This is a genomic window from Xylanibacter muris, from assembly GCF_013166605.1.
In the GTDB taxonomy this organism is placed as follows: Bacteria; Bacteroidota; Bacteroidia; order Bacteroidales; family Bacteroidaceae; genus Prevotella; species Prevotella muris.
In genome coordinates this window covers 1-16,450 of the sequence record NZ_JABKKF010000021.1, presented here as the reverse complement: position 1 = coordinate 16,450, position 16,450 = coordinate 1, and the positions used below count along the sequence as shown (strand labels likewise).

Genomic DNA, 16,450 nt, shown 5'->3' with positions numbered 1-16,450 from the left:
GCAGTGCCGTTTTTTTTGCTCAGTAGCAAATCAGTGGGGATATGATATAGTGGCGGGTATCGTGGGGGAATATACGTATTGCCGGTGGATACATCCCCATGTAGGGGCATCGCTTCGCGATGTGTCCGGTGTAGTGTATGCTACAAATACAGCTTGCTCATTAAGGGATATTGCCGCCTGACACGTGCCGAAGGCACGTCCCTACTTGTTGCCTCATGTGGGGAGTCCTCCGCCCCTTCAATGAATGATGGACATATTATACAAACCATGATACATGTTATACCCATTGCAGATTCGGAATATTCCACATACCCATCCTTTCTCTCCCCTTCGGGGAGTTGGAGGGGCTGTCTGGCATGTGCAAAGGCATGTGTCTACTCATGGCATAATACTATAAATGCTTATTGGATATTTATGTCCCTGTGAATATATGGAAAAGGGTGTAATGTTATTGATTTATGTTAATTAGTTGATAATCAGGTCTTAATAAGTCTTTAAAAAGACGTTTGTATTTGGCTGTTTGAATTTTTATTTGTAATTTTGCAGCCGAAATAAAGAATATGGCTATTGTGTCTCATGTTGAGACTGCCATAATTCAAGTATCTAACTGGAATTTGATACATCACACTTATTCTCATGTAGATTGTATCGTGAATATTTAATTTTATATTCAGATTCCAAAAAATAATATGTAATGAAGAGGATAACAGAGATTGTAAGTCTTATTTTATTAATTTGCGGTTGTATGCCGGTTATGGTTTATGCCGGTGGAAATGTTCCAAATTCAGAAAAGTCATTTGATTGGAATCCTGTGATGGATGCAATTATTCAGGTAGAAAGTTCGGGAAATCCTAATGCGGTAAGTGGTAAATCTTGCGGGGCTATGCAGATTACACCTATATTGGTTAAAGAGTGTAATTTAATATTGAAAGAAAGAAAAAATATAAAGCGCTATACACTTAAAGACCGTTTCAGTGTGGAAAAATCAAAGGAAATGTTTGTTTTGAAGCAGTCATACTTTAATCCGGAGAATAATATAGAGAAAGCTATCCGTTCTTGGAATGGTGGAAATAAATATAATGTGAGGAAGACACAGAAGTATTATAAAAAGGTGATGAGTAAGCTTAAATAGTTTTCAAGGATATGCAAAAGAGACTGTTCGTCATTAAAGATGAATAGTCTCTTTTAATTACATTGTTATCTTATTGTTTCTGTTCTTTGAGCAGGTCTCTTATTTCTTTTAATAAAACTTCTTCAGCAGATGGCTGCGGTGGCTGTGGAGGTTTGTTTTCTGTTTCTTTTTTCTTTATGCTTGCCAGTTTGTTTATGCCTTTTACAAGTAAAAATACACAGAATGCAATGATTACAAAATCAATAAGTGTCTGAATGAAGTTACCATAATTTATTGTTGCTGCGGATGTTTTCTCCAACCCTAAGCTGACAGATGGCAACTCGAACTTTAAATCAGTGAAGTTTACGCCTCCTATAATCCATCCTATAGGCGGCATAATAACATCATTGACAATGGAAGTGACTATTTTTCCAAAAGCACCTCCGATTATAACACCGACTGCCATGTCTACGGCATTACCCTTGACAGCAAAACTCTTAAACTCGTTGATGAATTTTCCCATGAAATTTGTTTTTTAACTTATTTAATACTTGTATATCGTGCAAATATAGAAAATATTTTGTAACTTTGCGGCCGATAAAGAATAAATAAAAGCTAAAAAGTATCATTTTGATTATTCATTACTTCTTATGATTCTTGAGGCGATGCAATTTTGTTAAAGGATATATTTAGAACCCTTATAAAAAATAAAAGTAAAAATGATTAAGATTGGTATTAACGGATTTGGCCGTATTGGTCGTTTCGTTTTCCGCGCAGCTCAGACTCGCGACGACATTCAGGTTGTAGGTATCAATGACCTTTGCCCGGTTGATTACTTGGCTTATATGCTGAAGTATGATACTATGCACGGTGCTTTTCAGGGTACAATAGAGGCTGATGTTGAAAACAGCAAACTCATTGTTAATGGTAAGGAAATTCGTGTAACAGCAGAGCGCAATCCTGCAGATTTGAAGTGGAACGAGGTTGAAGCTGAATATGTAGTTGAGTCAACCGGTTTGTTCCTGACACAGGAGAAGGCACAGGCTCACATAGAGGCAGGTGCTAAGTATGTTGTTATGTCAGCTCCTTCTAAGGACGCTACTCCTATGTTTGTCTGCGGTGTTAACTTTGACAAATATGAGAAGGGTACACAGTTTGTTTCAAACGCATCTTGCACAACAAACTGTCTTGCTCCTATAGCAAAGGTTTTGAATGATAAATTCGGTATTACAGACGGTTTGATGACAACTGTTCACTCTACTACAGCTACTCAGAAGACTGTAGACGGTCCTTCTTTGAAGGATTGGCGTGGTGGCCGTGCAGCTTCCGGTAACATTATTCCTTCTTCAACAGGTGCTGCCAAGGCTGTAGGTAAGGTTATTCCTGAACTGAACGGTAAACTGACTGGTATGTCAATGCGTGTTCCTACTTTGGACGTTTCTGTTGTTGACCTGACTGTAAATCTCGCAAAGCCTGCTACATACGAGGAAATATGTGCAGCAATGAAAGAGGCTTCTGAGGGCGAATTGAAAGGTGTTCTGGGTTATACAGAGGATGCTGTTGTTTCTTCAGACTTCCTGGGTGACACACGTACTTCAATCTTCGATGCAAAGGCCGGTATAGCTTTGACAGATACTTTCGTAAAAGTTGTATCTTGGTATGATAACGAGATTGGTTATTCAAACAAAGTTCTCGAGCTTATCGCACACATGAAGAAAGTTAATGGCTAATTTGTTAGTCTATTAAATAAAATAAGGCCGTTCAGTGTTGCTGGACGGCCTATTTTTATTATCTTTGCATTAATGTTTGAAATGCAGATGAAGAATCGGATGATTACCATATTGGGACCTACAGCGAGCGGAAAGACCGGTTTGGCAACAGCTCTTGCTGCTGAGATTGACGCTGAGATTATCAGTGCCGATTCACGTCAGGTGTATCGTCGCATGGATATCGGTACGGGTAAAGATCTGGATGATTATTTAATAGAAGGGAAAAGAATACCTTATCATCTGATTGACATAATGGAACCGGGGACGAAGTATAATCTGTTCCAGTATCAGCAAGATTTTATCAGGGTTTATGAAGGTATCCTACAGCGTGGAAAGACACCCGTGTTATGTGGCGGTACCGGATTGTATATTGAAGCTATACTTAAAGGATACAGGCTCTCACATGTGCCGGAGAACAGGCAATTGCGTGAGGAACTTGAAGGAAAGAGTCTTGAAGAACTTACCGCTATACTCTGTCGCCTGAAAAGTAGGAACGGTTCAAGTATGCATAATAAGACAGATGTTGATACAGCAAAGCGTGCAATAAGGGCTATAGAGATAGAGACATTCAATGGAGAATGCGATTCCGAGGCTGTATTCATGCCTCCAACCGACTCTCTGATTATAGGTGTGTGTATAGACCGTGAAGAACGGAGACGTAGGATAACGGTACGTTTGAAGCAACGTCTTGAGCAGGGGATGATTGATGAGATAAGGGGATTGCTTGATGATGGTGTATCTGCAGAAGAACTTATATATTATGGTCTGGAATATAAATATATTACAGAATATGTGACAGGCAAATTGACGTATGAGGAAATGTTCAGGCAGTTGGAAATAGCAATTCATCAATTTGCCAAACGTCAAATGACATGGTTTCGTGGAATGGAACGCCGTGGACATGAAATTCATTGGATAGATGCTTGTCTGCCGATGGCTGACAAAATAGAAAAAATAAAGAGTTTATGGCAGTAGAGGCTACACGTTGGGGCATTCTTTATTGCCCGAGGAAAAGGTTGGTTGGCAACCGCAAATATAGGGAACGGGTTTTACGTGCCTTAGAGAATAATGACGTTAAATATGATTTTGTTCAGTGCGAGAATTCCGGAAGTGTTGAACGTCTTGTGCGTATGTTCATAAACAACGGTTATAAAACGATAATTGTTGTTGGTGGGGATTCTGCCTTGAATGATGCTGCAAATTGTTTAATGGATATCGAGATACATGAGCGTAATGAAATTGTTCTTGGAGTAATACCAAATGGCGTTATGAATGATTTCGCGCGTTTTTGGAATTTCCGCGAGAGTGACATTGAGCAGACTGTGAAGTGGCTCGTAAAGCACCGTGTCCGTAAGATAGACCTTGGATGTGTTCGTTATATGAACAAGAAAGGAGAGAAGTGTCACCAGTATTTCTTGAATTGTATTAATATAGGTCTTATCGCAGATATAATGAATCTCCGTAAGCAGACACGCAGTATTTTAGGCTCACGGATGTTGTCTTTTCTTGTGTCTTTGGTGCTTATGATATTTCATAGGCTGGAATATAAGATGCATGTGAAAATAAATTCGGAAGAATTGAATCGTAAAGTGATGACGTTATGTGTCGGCAGCGGCCCCGGTTATGGGCAGACCCCCAATGCGGTTCCATATAACGGGCTTCTTGATGTTTCTGTCGTTTATCATCCGGGCATTGTTCAGATGTTTGCCGGAATATGGCTATTGTTGACAGGACGCTTTTTGAATCATCGCAGTGTGCATCCTTATAGGACTTCTGAAGTGAGCATTGTATCTGCAAAACATGCTTTGGTCGGTGTTGACGGCAGGCTTATTGCCACTCCGGTCGGAGCTTATAAGGTAACTGTAGAGCAGGAAGTTATAAACTTTCTTATTCCTGATTGATTATTCGGGAATAAGAAAGTTTATGTGATATGGTCCAAAGTTTTCTTTCATTTATCAGTTTTTCTTTTTTTATCTGTTATGATAATATGACTTTTGACAAATGCGGAACGTTTTTTGTCTTGCTGATAGTCATATTTGACATGTTTGCCAAGGGTGGACATGCAATGTGGTGTTATCATCTTTAATTCCATATTTATCTTTAAGGGTGATTAATAATATTCTTTTGTTGCATAAAAAAGAGTAAAAAAAGAAGTTTTTATATGTTCCTAAGTAAAATAAATGAAGTTTTTTTTTGCAGAAACAACTAAAATGTTTACTTTTGAAGAGGATTTGCTTGTCTGATACTTTTATAGTTTTGGAAAGCAATATTATAGATGAATGCTAACTAAGATTTAAAACCTTAAAATAGGGACTATGAGTTATTTGCGATTTGAAAAAGCTGTAATGACTAACCTGGAGGAATCTCTCCGACGTGAATTGCTTAGGACAAACCGCTCCGGAGCTTATTCATGTTCGACAATTGTTGATTGTAATACAAGAAAGTATCATGGATTACTGGTTGTGCCTGTGCCTGAACTTGACGATGACAATCATGTTTTGTTGTCTTCTCTTGATGTGACTGTTGTTCAGCATGGTGCGGAGTTCAATCTTGGACTTCACAAGTACCAAGGAAACCATTACAGTCCTCAGGGACATAAGTACATCCGAGAGTTTGATTGTGATAAAGTTCCTACGACTCTTTATCGGGTTGGAGGAGTGTTGTTAAAGAAAGAAGTAGTCTTCCAGCATTATGAGGACAGGATACTTCTCCGTTACACTTTGGTTGATGCCCATTCAGCGACAACTTTGCGTTTTCGTCCGTTTCTTGCTTTCAGGAGTGTAAGACAGTTTACTCATGAGAATATGAATGCAAGCCGTGATTATCAATTGGTCGATAACGGTATAAAGACATGCATGTATGCGGGATATCCTGAATTGTATATGCAGTTCAGTAAGGAAAACAATTTTGTCTTCACACCGGATTGGTATCGTGGTATAGAGTATCCTAAAGAACAGGAGCGCGGGTATGCCTCAAATGAGGACTTGTATGTGCCCGGTTACTTTGAGATGAATATAAAGAAAGGTGAGAGCATAATATTTGCGGCTTCTACCTCAGAAGTACGTCCTGGAAAGCTAAAATCATTATTTACACAAGAAGTTGAGGAACGTGCTCCACGGGATAATTTCCTGCACTGTCTTGTAAATGCGGCTCATCAGTTTCATATACGTAAGAAAAATGATGACCGTTATCTTCTTTCGGGCTATCCATGGTTCAAATGCCGTGCACGCGACACTTTTATTTCTTTGCCGGGACTTACTTTGGCAATAAATGAAGAGGATTATTTCCATCTTGTCATGAAGACAGCCATGAAAGGATTATATGAGTTTATGGAAAACAAGCCTCTTACTGTTGATATTTCAGAAATAGAGAAGCCGGATGTTCCTTTATGGGCGATATGGACAGTACAGCAATATTCCAAGGATTCCGGTCTTGAAAAGACAGCTGCTGTATATGGAAAGTTTGTGAGTGACATAGTGGAATATGTGATAAGCGGCAAACATCCTAATCTTCGTTTGGATGAAAACGGTCTTTTATACAGCAACGGGCGTAATGAAGCCATAACGTGGATGAATTCTATGGCTAATGGTTGTCCTGTTGTTCCACGTTCCGGTTATATTGTTGAGTTTAATGCCTTGTGGTATAATGCCTTGAGATATTGTGCCGCTTTGGCCGCAGTCTCCGGTAATGAGGCATTGGTGTCTGATTTGGAAAAACGTGCCGAACTATGCAAGGCGTCTTTCATTGATACATTCCTCAACGAGTATGGTTATCTGTTGGATTATGTTGACGGCAATATAATGGATTGGAGTGTACGTCCGAATATGGTGTTTGCCGTGGCATTTGATTATTCTCCATTGGATCAGAAACAGAAGAAAGGGGTGCTTGATGTATGTACAAAAGAGTTGCTTACTCCGAAGGGACTTAGGTCTTTGTCACCCAAGAGCGGTGGTTACAATCCTATGTATGTCGGTCAGCAGACACAAAGAGACTATGCTTATCATCAGGGTACGGCATGGCCTTGGCTTGGAGGTTTCTATATGGAGGCATGTCTTAAGTTGTATAAGCGTACACGTTTGAGTTTCATAGAACGCCAGATGGTAGGATATGAGGATGAAATGAATTATCATGCTCTTGGTACTATATCAGAGTTGTTTGACGGTAACCCTCCGTTCCACGGGCGTGGAGGAATGTCGTTTGCCATGAATGTGGCAGAGGTGCTCCGTACTCAGAAACTATTAGAGAAATATACCTATCAGAAATAACGGAAGATCAAGATAACTATGAAAGTACTAATGTTTGGCTGGGAGTTTCCACCTCATGTGTTTGGTGGACTTGCCACAGCAAATTACGGAATTACCGAAGGTCTTCATGCACAGGGTGATATGGATATTACACTGTGTCTTCCAAAGCCATGGGGAGATGAGGACAGACGTTCGGCAGATATTATAGCGATGAATGCCGTTCCTATAGCATGGCGGGATGTGGATTACGACTATGTGAATGGCAGGGTCGGTGATATTATGTCTCCGGAGCGTTACTATCGTATGCGCGATAATATCTATGCAGACTTCAATTATATGAATGTCAATGATTTGGGATGTTTGGAGTTTGCCGGAGGATACCCCTCAAACTTGCATGAGGAGATAAACAATTATTCTATAATAGCAGGAGTCGTGGCCCGTGCGGAGCAGTTTGATATTATACACGCTCATGACTGGCTTACTTATCCTGCCGGCATTCATGCAAAGATGATCAGTGGAAAGCCGTTATGTATACACGTTCATGCCACTGATTTTGACCGTAGCCGAGGAAAGGTTAATCCGACGGTTTACTCTATAGAGAAAAACGGTATGGACAGGGCTGACTGTATAATGTGCGTGAGTGAACTTACGCGTCAGACTGTTATAAACCAGTATCATCAGGACCCGCGTAAATGTTTTACAGTACATAATGCAGTTTATCCTCTTAAGGAAGAATATAACAGGATACCTCGTCCTGACCATACGAATAAGGATAAGATCGTGACGTTCCTCGGACGTATTACCATGCAGAAAGGGCCTGAATATTTTGTAGAGGCGGCCAATATGGTGCTTCACCGTACGCGTAACGTGCGTTTCTGTATGGCTGGTTCTGGCGATATGATGGATGCAATGATTCAGCTTGCTGCAGAACGCGGTATTGCGGACCGTTTCCATTTTCCCGGTTTTATGAGAGGAAAGCAGGTGTATGAATGTCTTAAGGATTCGGATGTGTATGTTATGCCGTCTGTGAGTGAGCCGTTCGGAATCTCTCCGCTTGAGGCCATGCAGTGTGGGACACCGTCTATTATTTCGCGGCAGAGCGGTTGTGCCGAGATTCTTACAAACTGTATAAAAGTTGACTACTGGGATATTCATGCCTTGGCAGATGCCATATATTCGATATGTGCCAACGACAGCTTGTTCCATTATCTTCAGGATGAAGGAAAGAGAGAGGTCGATCAGATTACGTGGGAGAAAGTAGGTCTTTGGATACGTGAATTGTATGAGCGTACGCTTGGCAACAGATAATACCATATTAAATATTTACACTACTAATAAAAGAAAACATCAACTATGAGAACAATATGCTTATATTTTGAGATTCATCAGATAATTCATCTCAAACGTTATAGGTTTTTTGATATAGGAACAGATCATTATTATTATGATGACTATGAAAATGAACGCAGTATCGGAGATATAGCGGAGCGTTCATATATACCGGCTCTTAATACGCTGCTCGAAATGATTAAAGACAACGGGCAGTATTTCAAGGTGGCTTTTTCCATCTCGGGTGTAGGTATGGAGCAACTTGAGATGCATGCTCCTCATGTCATTGAGAAACTTCAGGAACTGAATGAAACGGGATGTGTCGAATTTCTTGCCGAACCGTATTCGCATGGTCTTTCTTCGTTGGCAAACGAGATAACATTTGCTGATGATGTTAAGAAGCAGTGTGTAAAGATGGAGGAATATTTCGGTAAGAAACCTACGGTTCTGCGCAACTCTTCGCTTATTTACAGTGATGATATCGGTGGTCAGGTGGCAGCAATGGGATTCAAGGGTATGCTTACAGAGGGTGCAAAGCACGTTTTGGGCTGGAAGTCTCCGCATTATGTTTACAATTGTAATATAGCTCCAGAACTGAAGCTTTTGTTGCGCGATGTTAATCTCAGCGATGACATTTCGCTTCGTTTCAGTAACAGTGAATGGGAAGGCTATCCTCTCTTTGCGGATAATTATATCAACAGGATTGCATCGCTTCCGGAAGGAGAGCAGGTTATAAACATATTTATGGAACTTTCCGCTCTTGGTATTGCACAGCCGTTGTCATCCAATATTCTTGAGTTCCTCAGGGCCATTCCTTCATGCGCCAAAGCAAAGGGTATAACATTTGCCACTCCGGGAGAGATTTGTCAAAAGGCAAAGAGTGTGGGTGCGCTTGATGTTCCTGACACTCTTTCATGGGTTGACGAAGAGCGGGATGTCAGTTGCTGGCTTGGAAATGCGATGCAGCGTGAGGCATTCAATAAGCTTTACAGTGTTGCCGACCGTGTGCGTATAGCCAATGATTCCCGTATATGCCAGGATTGGGATTATCTGCAGGCAAGTAACAATTTCCGCTTTATGACGACCAAGGCTTCAAACGTCGGACTTGACAGGGGGATTTATTCAGATCCTTTTGATGCGTTCACAAACTATATGAATATTCTTGGTGACTTCATCAACCGAGTGAACAGTCTCTATCCCGATGAAATAGACAACGAGGAGCTTAATGCGCTTCTTACAACAATAAAGAATCAGGGAGATGAGATTGAGATGAAAGATAAGGAAATAATACGTCTGAAGGCAAAGATAGAGAAGATACAGGCTTCGGATGAAAAGGTAAAAGGTAAGGCAGAAAAGGCAAAGGCAGTAAAAACTGTAGCAAAGAAGACACCGGGAAGAAAGAAAGCTGTTTCTGCCAGTGTGAAAGAGGAGAAAAAATAATATTCTCATTATATATGTTGGATTTTGAATGATAAAAGGCAGGCTTGCAAGGCCTGCCTTTTATCATTGTTTTTTAGGGTGTGAATGTTCGTCATATATGATCTATGATATATAGAAGTAATATTCTATATCCATTCATGACAGAAGAGCCGAGTTTTTTGTATCGTCCCTGTTATAGGGAAATTTTATTTACCATGCAGACTGTAATCTCGGGGATTCTGTCTAAATTTCCTCTATGAAAGCCAAAACCGAGACTATCTTTGTGAGGGAAAAAGAGCGTCTGTCTAACTATTCCATCACAATGAGGCATGTGAAATGGCATCCAATCGATTGACCGGATGTGAAAAAACATATAGATGCCCGTGCTCTCCATGGCGCATTCCTCGACGCCTTCCGACTCCATCAAATCGCGGAGCGTGACCAGTGCTTCGGTCAAAACACCGAATTTGTGTTGAATTTTTCGTCCGTTGGCGCACAAAATACATCAAAAACACTATCTTTGTGCACGTCAAGACCGCAGACTGTTCTTTTCATGGGCTAATCATTTTATTGGGACACAAAGCCCGTTATTAACTCTATTCGAGGCAGGGGGAGACCCACAGACCTCTTTTTACCCACAAAGATAGTCACGGTTTTGACTTTCTTATTCTCCGGGCGTATAAAATCGCGATTTTTTATATACCTTTGCATAATACAATCAAGCTTTACCTATGTTTGTTTTGTGTGATCTTAGTATTGTAATCTAAAAGGACATTATTATGATAAAAAAGATATTTATCTTTTTGTTTTTCTTTCTTGTAAATCTTACAGGCTCTTTGGCGCAGCCGTATTGTGCGCTGAAGACATTCACTATACGGGACGGACTTGCCGCAAACACAATTTCCGGTTTTACACAGACTCCTGACGGTATAATGTGGATAGCGACTTGGAACGGTCTGTGTTTTTATGACGGTTATCATTTCACGACATTCCGCAATACCCCCGGTCATACAGACCTTCTTTCATCAAACAGAATATTGCATGTGCGTTCATCGTCATCGGGCAATGTGTGGCTTAATACTTACGACCGTAAGGTTTATATGTATGATACTAACAGATGCAGGCTTATAAACATCAGCGAAAGGCTGAAAGCATTGTTTAAAGAAGATTTTGCCGTGCGTGGCATTTATCCCTTGGATAACGGGCATACATGGCTTGTCGGAAACGACGGTACATGTAATTATCGTGTTGCCGACAGTATCATTTTTGAAGACAGGGGAATAGAAAGTTATAAGCTTGCGGGGCACAACAGGATAAAGAAGGTTGAAATAGACGAAAAGGGGAATGAATGGGTGTTCACGGATATGGGATTGTTTCAATATGGAGGAACGTTGAAAAGTTCCGTAACGTTTGAGCATTTCGTTTCCATGGGCGACTATTCATGTTTTGCCTCAGAATCCAAGGAACTGTATGTGCTGCATCACGGTGGAGGTAAAGGACTTGTAAAAGTAAAGTTTCCCGGGGCTGTATGCCGAATCAACGGAATGATGAGGTATGGCTCGTCAGATGTGATAATGGCGACAGATGCGGGAATATTAAAATATAATCCTTATACGGGTGCGATGTCCTTATTTTCTGTGCAGATGCCGGCTCAGCCGTCTGCCGAGGTGGTCTTTATGTATGTTGATGCAAAAAAGCGCGTATGGGCGTTTACGAAGTATGAGGGTGTGGTGATGGTTGACATGAAACTCCGCCGTTCTTTATGGCTCAATACTCCGGAAGTGCCGTTGTGGCAGTGTACAAAATCCGAGAAGCCTTTCATACACGAGGATGCGAACGGTACTGTTTGGCTGATACCGTCGGGAGGGACGTTCTCTTATTTCTGTGAGAGCAAGTCAACGCTTGAGCCTTATCCGTTGAAGACAGACGGACATGCTGTGGCCGTGTTGCCGGCCATTACAAAATGGATGTCGGACAATCAGCATAATCTTTGGTGCACAGGTATGCGCGACCTCTGTTTTATCAACTTCAGTTACCGCCGTTTCCGTTATAACAGCGTGTCGTTGAATCAGGAAGTGCGCTCGTTGCTTACAGACAGTCATGGCCGTATTTGGGCCGGGTCTTACGATGGGGTGCTTGCCGTTTTCGATTCCTCACGCAATCTTATGGGATATGCAGACAAAAACGGTACAATACATAAGGAGAGAATCCGGTTTGCACCGATGATATATTCCCTTGCCGAGGACAGTAACGGCAGGATTCTTGTCGGTACAAAGGGAGACGGGCTTTACGTTATGGGGCAGGACGGTGTCAGGCACTATGTCAGCAGTGCTTCCGATTCCTATTCGCTGAGCGACGACAATATATATGATATTGACGTTGACATGAAAGGCCGTATTTGGATAGCCACTTATGGCGGTGGTCTTAATCTTGTTGATGAGACGGATACGGACAAATTGCGTTTTATAAACATAAAAAACCGGATGAAGGCAAATTATCCGCGTTCGGATATGCGCAATTTGAGGCGTGTGACGCACACTTCCGATGGTACTATGATCGTTTCCGCCACAGAGGGGCTGATTTGTTTTTCCGGAGATTTTGACTCTTCTTCGGATATAAAATTCCGCATTAGCCGTCATAATGAGAACGATACGTCCAGTCTTGTCACATCGGATGTCATGCACACCCTTGCCGCACGTGACGGCAGTGTATACGTGGTGACAATGGGCGGTGGGATACAGAAGCTTGTCTCGGATAATATCCTTTCCGACAATCTCCGTTTCCGGACGATAAACGACGAGACCGAGGGCATCGGTTTTGTGCAGTCGCTGATAGAAGACAGACGTGGGCATGTATGGATAATCTGTGAGGGGACGATAAGCAGCCTCAACCCTTCTACAGGAAAGTTCCAGTATTACGGGGCAAACGGAATACTCAACGTTACAGATCTTACGGAGGCGAAGCCGTTGTACGATAAAGTATCGGATATGATATTTGTAGGCGCGCGTGGAGGCTATGTCAGTTTCAGTCCCGGTGAGTTGAAGAAAAACAAGTTCAAGCCTCAAATAGTTTTTACAGGAGTATTGTACCAGGGGGATATGAAGCCGGAGCCTATTCTTAACAAACCGGAACTTGATATACCTTCCGACCGGAGAAACCTTACGATTTATTTTTCCGCAATCGACTATACAGACAAGTCGCTTGTGAGATACGCCTATATGATAGAAGGGACAGACAAGAAATGGAACTATGTCGGTTCTTCCAACAGCGCTTCGTTCAACCGTCTTCCGGCCGGCCGCCACCGTCTTCTTGTGAAAAGCACCAACAGCGACGGAGTATGGACGGGCAATACCGCAGCTCTTGTTCTTGACGTCAGTCCGACATTCTGGGAAACGATATGGGCAAAGATTCTTTATGTCATAATCTTTGTTGCTCTTATATATCTTGCCATATACATATATAATCTCAGGAACAGGGCGGCCTTGGAGCGCGAGCTGAGTGAGATGAAGACACGCTTCTTCACCGATATAAGCCATAAGCTGCGTACTCCGCTGACGCTGATAGGCGGTCCGGTGACAGAGGTGCTGAAGGGCGGCGGACTGTCAGAACAGGCCTCCTCGCATCTTGAGATGGTGAAAAGGAATGCATCGAGAATGCTTGACCTTGTGAACAGTATGTTGCGTTATGGTAAGGAGCATGGAGTTTATATAAGCGACAGTAATGCCGCGGCGGTGGCTTGTCTTGGAGAGGAGGCCGGCTGTGCGGAGGGCCGGAACATTGTCGGTTCCGCAACGGGCGTTTCCGGTGCACCGTCAGGGCTGAGGCTTCTGATTGTTGAAGACAACGATGACCTGCGTGCCTTTCTCATAAGTATCCTGCAGACCGACTATACGGTGCTTCATGCTTCGGATGGTGAGAAGGGACTTGCCATTGCCGAGGCAGAGATGCCGGATTTTATAATCACCGATGTTATGATGCCTGTGATGGACGGGTTGACAATGATTCATAAGATAAAGCAGAACACAGACATCTGCCATATCCCGATTATCGTACTTTCAGCCAAGGCGTCGCTTGACGACCGGCTGCAGGGGCTTAGCGAGGGAATAGACGACTATATCACCAAGCCGTTCAGTGCGATATACCTCAAGTCGCGTGTGAACAACATTATAAGCCAGCGCAGGATGCTCCAGCAAAACTATGTAGAGCAGATAAAGCCGGCCGACCGCAGGACCTACAAGCTTGAGGCACCGCAGATCGTGGATGCCGACAGCGAGATGATGAAAAAACTTCTTGACTATCTTGAGAAGAACATATCGGATGCCAATCTGCGTATAGAGGATCTTGCCGATGCGGTGAATCTCGGGCGTACTGTGTTCTATGGAAAGATAAAGAGCATCGTGGGTATGAGTCCGGTAGACTTTGTGCGTCATATAAGGATGCAGCGTGCGGAGGAGCTTATATCCGGCAGCCGCTATTCTTTCTCTCAGATTGCATATATGGTCGGCTTTTCCGACCCGAAGTATTTCAGCCGCTGTTTCAAGAAAGAGACAGGCATGACCCCGTCGGAATACAGGGAGCAGGCATCAAAATAATACTTTTTTCATTGGGAATATGATGGATGTCCAATGTTTACTCATATTTTGCAGATCGATACTTCTGTGTATGACGTGATATGCAGGTGTCTAAGATATGAGTATTATGTTGTTTCATGCCGTCTTTTCGTGTTATGTTGTGGCATTCTCGTTTTTTTTGTATAAATTTGCATCCTATAATACCGGCCGGAGCGATTCATGTAATGCTTTATTGCTCCGGCCGGCATTGTTCGGATACTAAAAAACTGACAGTAATTTGATATAATGAAGGGAAAAACAATCTTGTATGCAGGGCTTGTGGCCTTGTCTCTTGCCGGATGTGGCGAGAAGAAAACCGACAGTAACATAATAACGAAGAAGGTGGAGGCAAGGAAGCCGTCATCACCGATAAAGATGCAGGATTATTCGCAGAAGCGCGAGTTCTCTCTTGCCGGAGCACAGTTGGTTGCTGATATCGGGAGGACGGCCGACAGCAGCCTTGACATGGTTTCCGACGAGAACGGCCAGAAGTTTATAGACAACCGCATCACTCTAATCATAAAACGTTCCGACGGAAGTGTGTTTTTCCAAAAAGAATTCACCAAGTCTGTATTTGAGCCTTATCTCGATGATGATTATATGACCACGGGAGTGCTTGAAGGCCTTGTGTTCGATCGTGTGGATGGAAATACCGTGCGTTTTGCCGCAAGTGTGAGCCATCCGCAGACGGATGAGTATATCCCTCTTGTCGTTAGTATTTCCAATACCGGGGCGATGACCATTGCGCGCGATACGCAGCTGGATACCGGGGCAAATGCCGATGAGGATATTTAACCTAATATAATTATTGTATAATTATTATAATGCATTGTAATCGTAACGTTTGCGGTATTCACTTGGTGTACATTCGGTTCGTTTCATAAATGTGGCGTTGAAGCGGGCAATGGTTGAGAATCCGCATGACAGGCCTATTTCGGTTATAGGCTTGTCTGTTGTCACGAGCAGACGCTCGGCATTGCTTATACGTTCCTGTAAAAGAAACTGATGCAGTGTGCATCCGAAAGCCTTTCTGAACAAGTTGTTGGCATAGTCAGGATGCAGTCCCACGGCTTTGCCGATGTCGGCAGCCTTTATCGGTTTATGGAAATTCTGTGCGATGAACATAGTGAGACGTGACACGATATCTGCATTTTCAGAAAAAATCTTTTCCCGTTTTCGTTTGAATAAGATTGTTCCCTGTTTTTTTCAAGCTGTTCATATTCCATGGCAAACCGTTTGAGACGTGCTTTCATTTCCAACATTATTGTCTCTTGCATGGTGTGTGTATCGTCAGAAAGATTGTTATGCCACATCTGTAACAGATGTCTGTCGTATTCAGCAGTCATTTCGTTGGCAGCGACCAGAACTTCTCCATGTAAAAGTTTATGTTGCATATTTTCATCGACTTTCCATGACAAAAACGAGGTAAGAGGAATTGTGCATACGTAATATTCCTCTTTTCCGGGAAAAGTCATTGTTTTGTGAGGAGTGAGAGCCCAGAACATTACAAGCCTATTTGGCGGAATGTCTATTATTCTGTTGGAAATGAGATATGATGCGCCATGCTTTGGAAAGAAATTTATTTCTATCTCATTGTGGCGGTCGAAGCGCGGCAACGGTTGCGGTTTCCATAATTCGCATGTCAGTCCATAGGGAGCTAATTCCGGACGGTTGGGGTTAAAGATCTTAGAATTGTTCATATTTTGATATTGGTGTAATGTAGTACTGATATCGTTTAGGTAAATATGATGGTGTACACCATGTGCAATAAAGCTTATTTCAGCCAGCCGGAGTACAAGCCTATCATAGTGCAAATGTACATATAAATCGCGAGATTTCTACACCGACAGAATAAAAAGGTCAAGGCCGTGACAAATTATCTGCCATTAATACCGTGCTTTATGCACATTTATTGGTAAATTTATGGTGTAAACATTAAAAACCTCTTACAATGTACAGAAACAGAAT

At 42.3% G+C, this 16,450-nt stretch carries 13 protein-coding genes; 10 read left to right on the top strand and 3 right to left on the bottom strand.

The features are described 5' to 3' along the window. Window positions 1-181, top strand: a 181-nt coding sequence (locus HPS56_RS13080) for a hypothetical protein (RefSeq protein WP_172277568.1), incomplete at its 5' end; no start/stop codon positions are given. 513 nt (window positions 182-694) lie between these two features. Next, window positions 695-1,132, top strand: a complete 438-nt coding sequence (locus HPS56_RS13075; RefSeq protein WP_172277565.1) for a lytic transglycosylase domain-containing protein — start codon at window positions 695-697, stop codon at window positions 1,130-1,132. Between the two features lie 70 nt (window positions 1,133-1,202). Here the strand turns inward: HPS56_RS13075 and mscL are convergent, their stop codons facing one another. Next, entirely contained in the window at window positions 1,203-1,634 is a 432-nt protein-coding gene (mscL, locus tag HPS56_RS13070) for a large-conductance mechanosensitive channel protein MscL (RefSeq protein ID WP_172277562.1), read from the bottom strand. 196 nt (window positions 1,635-1,830) lie between these two features. On the opposite strand from mscL, the gene gap reads away from it, so the two are divergent. The 8 genes from gap to HPS56_RS13030 all read left to right on the top strand — a co-directional run bounded on the left by gap (window position 1,831) and on the right by HPS56_RS13030 (window position 15,277). After that, complete coding sequence (gene gap, locus HPS56_RS13065) at window positions 1,831-2,841, top strand: type I glyceraldehyde-3-phosphate dehydrogenase (RefSeq protein WP_172277559.1); 1,011 nt, start codon at window positions 1,831-1,833, stop codon at window positions 2,839-2,841. Window positions 2,842-2,928: 87 nt separating this feature from the next. Further along, entirely contained in the window at window positions 2,929-3,855 is a 927-nt protein-coding gene (gene miaA, locus HPS56_RS13060) for a tRNA (adenosine(37)-N6)-dimethylallyltransferase MiaA (protein ID WP_253952479.1), read from the top strand. Further along, window positions 3,846-4,781: a diacylglycerol/lipid kinase family protein gene (locus HPS56_RS13055; RefSeq protein ID WP_172277553.1), complete on the top strand. Its 936-nt coding sequence runs from the start codon at window positions 3,846-3,848 to the stop codon at window positions 4,779-4,781. Before miaA ends, HPS56_RS13055 begins: the two co-directional genes overlap by 10 nt. A gap of 414 nt (window positions 4,782-5,195) precedes the next feature. After that, window positions 5,196-7,145, top strand: a complete 1,950-nt coding sequence (locus HPS56_RS13050; RefSeq protein WP_172277550.1) for a glycogen debranching enzyme N-terminal domain-containing protein — start codon at window positions 5,196-5,198, stop codon at window positions 7,143-7,145. Between the two features lie 18 nt (window positions 7,146-7,163). Beyond that, complete coding sequence (locus HPS56_RS13045; protein ID WP_172277547.1) at window positions 7,164-8,432, top strand: glycosyltransferase family 4 protein; 1,269 nt, start codon at window positions 7,164-7,166, stop codon at window positions 8,430-8,432. 45 nt (window positions 8,433-8,477) lie between these two features. Next, complete coding sequence (locus HPS56_RS13040; protein ID WP_172277545.1) at window positions 8,478-9,893, top strand: glycoside hydrolase family 57 protein; 1,416 nt, start codon at window positions 8,478-8,480, stop codon at window positions 9,891-9,893. A gap of 758 nt (window positions 9,894-10,651) precedes the next feature. Next, window positions 10,652-14,464 carry a hybrid sensor histidine kinase/response regulator transcription factor gene (locus HPS56_RS13035; RefSeq protein ID WP_172277542.1) on the top strand — a complete coding sequence of 1,271 codons (3,813 nt, stop codon included), beginning with the start codon at window positions 10,652-10,654 and terminating at the stop codon, window positions 14,462-14,464. A 264-nt stretch (window positions 14,465-14,728) separates the two neighbouring features. Next, complete coding sequence (locus tag HPS56_RS13030; protein ID WP_172277539.1) at window positions 14,729-15,277, top strand: DUF4738 domain-containing protein; 549 nt, start codon at window positions 14,729-14,731, stop codon at window positions 15,275-15,277. 24 nt (window positions 15,278-15,301) lie between these two features. Here HPS56_RS13030 and HPS56_RS13025 read toward each other — a convergent pair whose 3' ends face one another. Together HPS56_RS13025 and HPS56_RS13020 are read right to left on the bottom strand one after the other, a co-directional pair. Then, window positions 15,302-15,622: a helix-turn-helix transcriptional regulator gene (locus HPS56_RS13025; protein WP_172277536.1), complete on the bottom strand. Its 321-nt coding sequence runs from the start codon at window positions 15,620-15,622 to the stop codon at window positions 15,302-15,304. Next, window positions 15,574-16,182, bottom strand: a complete 609-nt coding sequence (locus tag HPS56_RS13020; RefSeq protein ID WP_172277533.1) for a hypothetical protein — start codon at window positions 16,180-16,182, stop codon at window positions 15,574-15,576. The genes HPS56_RS13025 and HPS56_RS13020 overlap by 49 nt, the downstream gene beginning before the upstream one ends. Window positions 16,183-16,450: the final 268 nt, after the last annotated feature.

Bases quoted from the DNA above. Each gene is read 5' to 3' on its own strand.
- HPS56_RS13075 (WP_172277565.1), top strand. From the start codon at position 695: ATGAAGAGGATAACAGAGATTGTAAGTCTTATTTTATTAATTTGCGGT.
- mscL (WP_172277562.1), bottom strand. From the start codon at position 1,634: ATGGGAAAATTCATCAACGAGTTTAAGAGTTTTGCTGTCAAGGGTAAT.
- gap (WP_172277559.1), top strand. From the start codon at position 1,831: ATGATTAAGATTGGTATTAACGGATTTGGCCGTATTGGTCGTTTCGTT.
- miaA (WP_253952479.1), top strand. From the start codon at position 2,929: ATGAAGAATCGGATGATTACCATATTGGGACCTACAGCGAGCGGAAAG.
- HPS56_RS13055 (WP_172277553.1), top strand. From the start codon at position 3,846: ATGGCAGTAGAGGCTACACGTTGGGGCATTCTTTATTGCCCGAGGAAA.
- HPS56_RS13050 (WP_172277550.1), top strand. From the start codon at position 5,196: ATGAGTTATTTGCGATTTGAAAAAGCTGTAATGACTAACCTGGAGGAA.
- HPS56_RS13045 (WP_172277547.1), top strand. From the start codon at position 7,164: ATGAAAGTACTAATGTTTGGCTGGGAGTTTCCACCTCATGTGTTTGGT.
- HPS56_RS13040 (WP_172277545.1), top strand. From the start codon at position 8,478: ATGAGAACAATATGCTTATATTTTGAGATTCATCAGATAATTCATCTC.
- HPS56_RS13035 (WP_172277542.1), top strand. From the start codon at position 10,652: ATGATAAAAAAGATATTTATCTTTTTGTTTTTCTTTCTTGTAAATCTT.
- HPS56_RS13030 (WP_172277539.1), top strand. From the start codon at position 14,729: ATGAAGGGAAAAACAATCTTGTATGCAGGGCTTGTGGCCTTGTCTCTT.
- HPS56_RS13020 (WP_172277533.1), bottom strand. From the start codon at position 16,182: ATGAACAATTCTAAGATCTTTAACCCCAACCGTCCGGAATTAGCTCCC.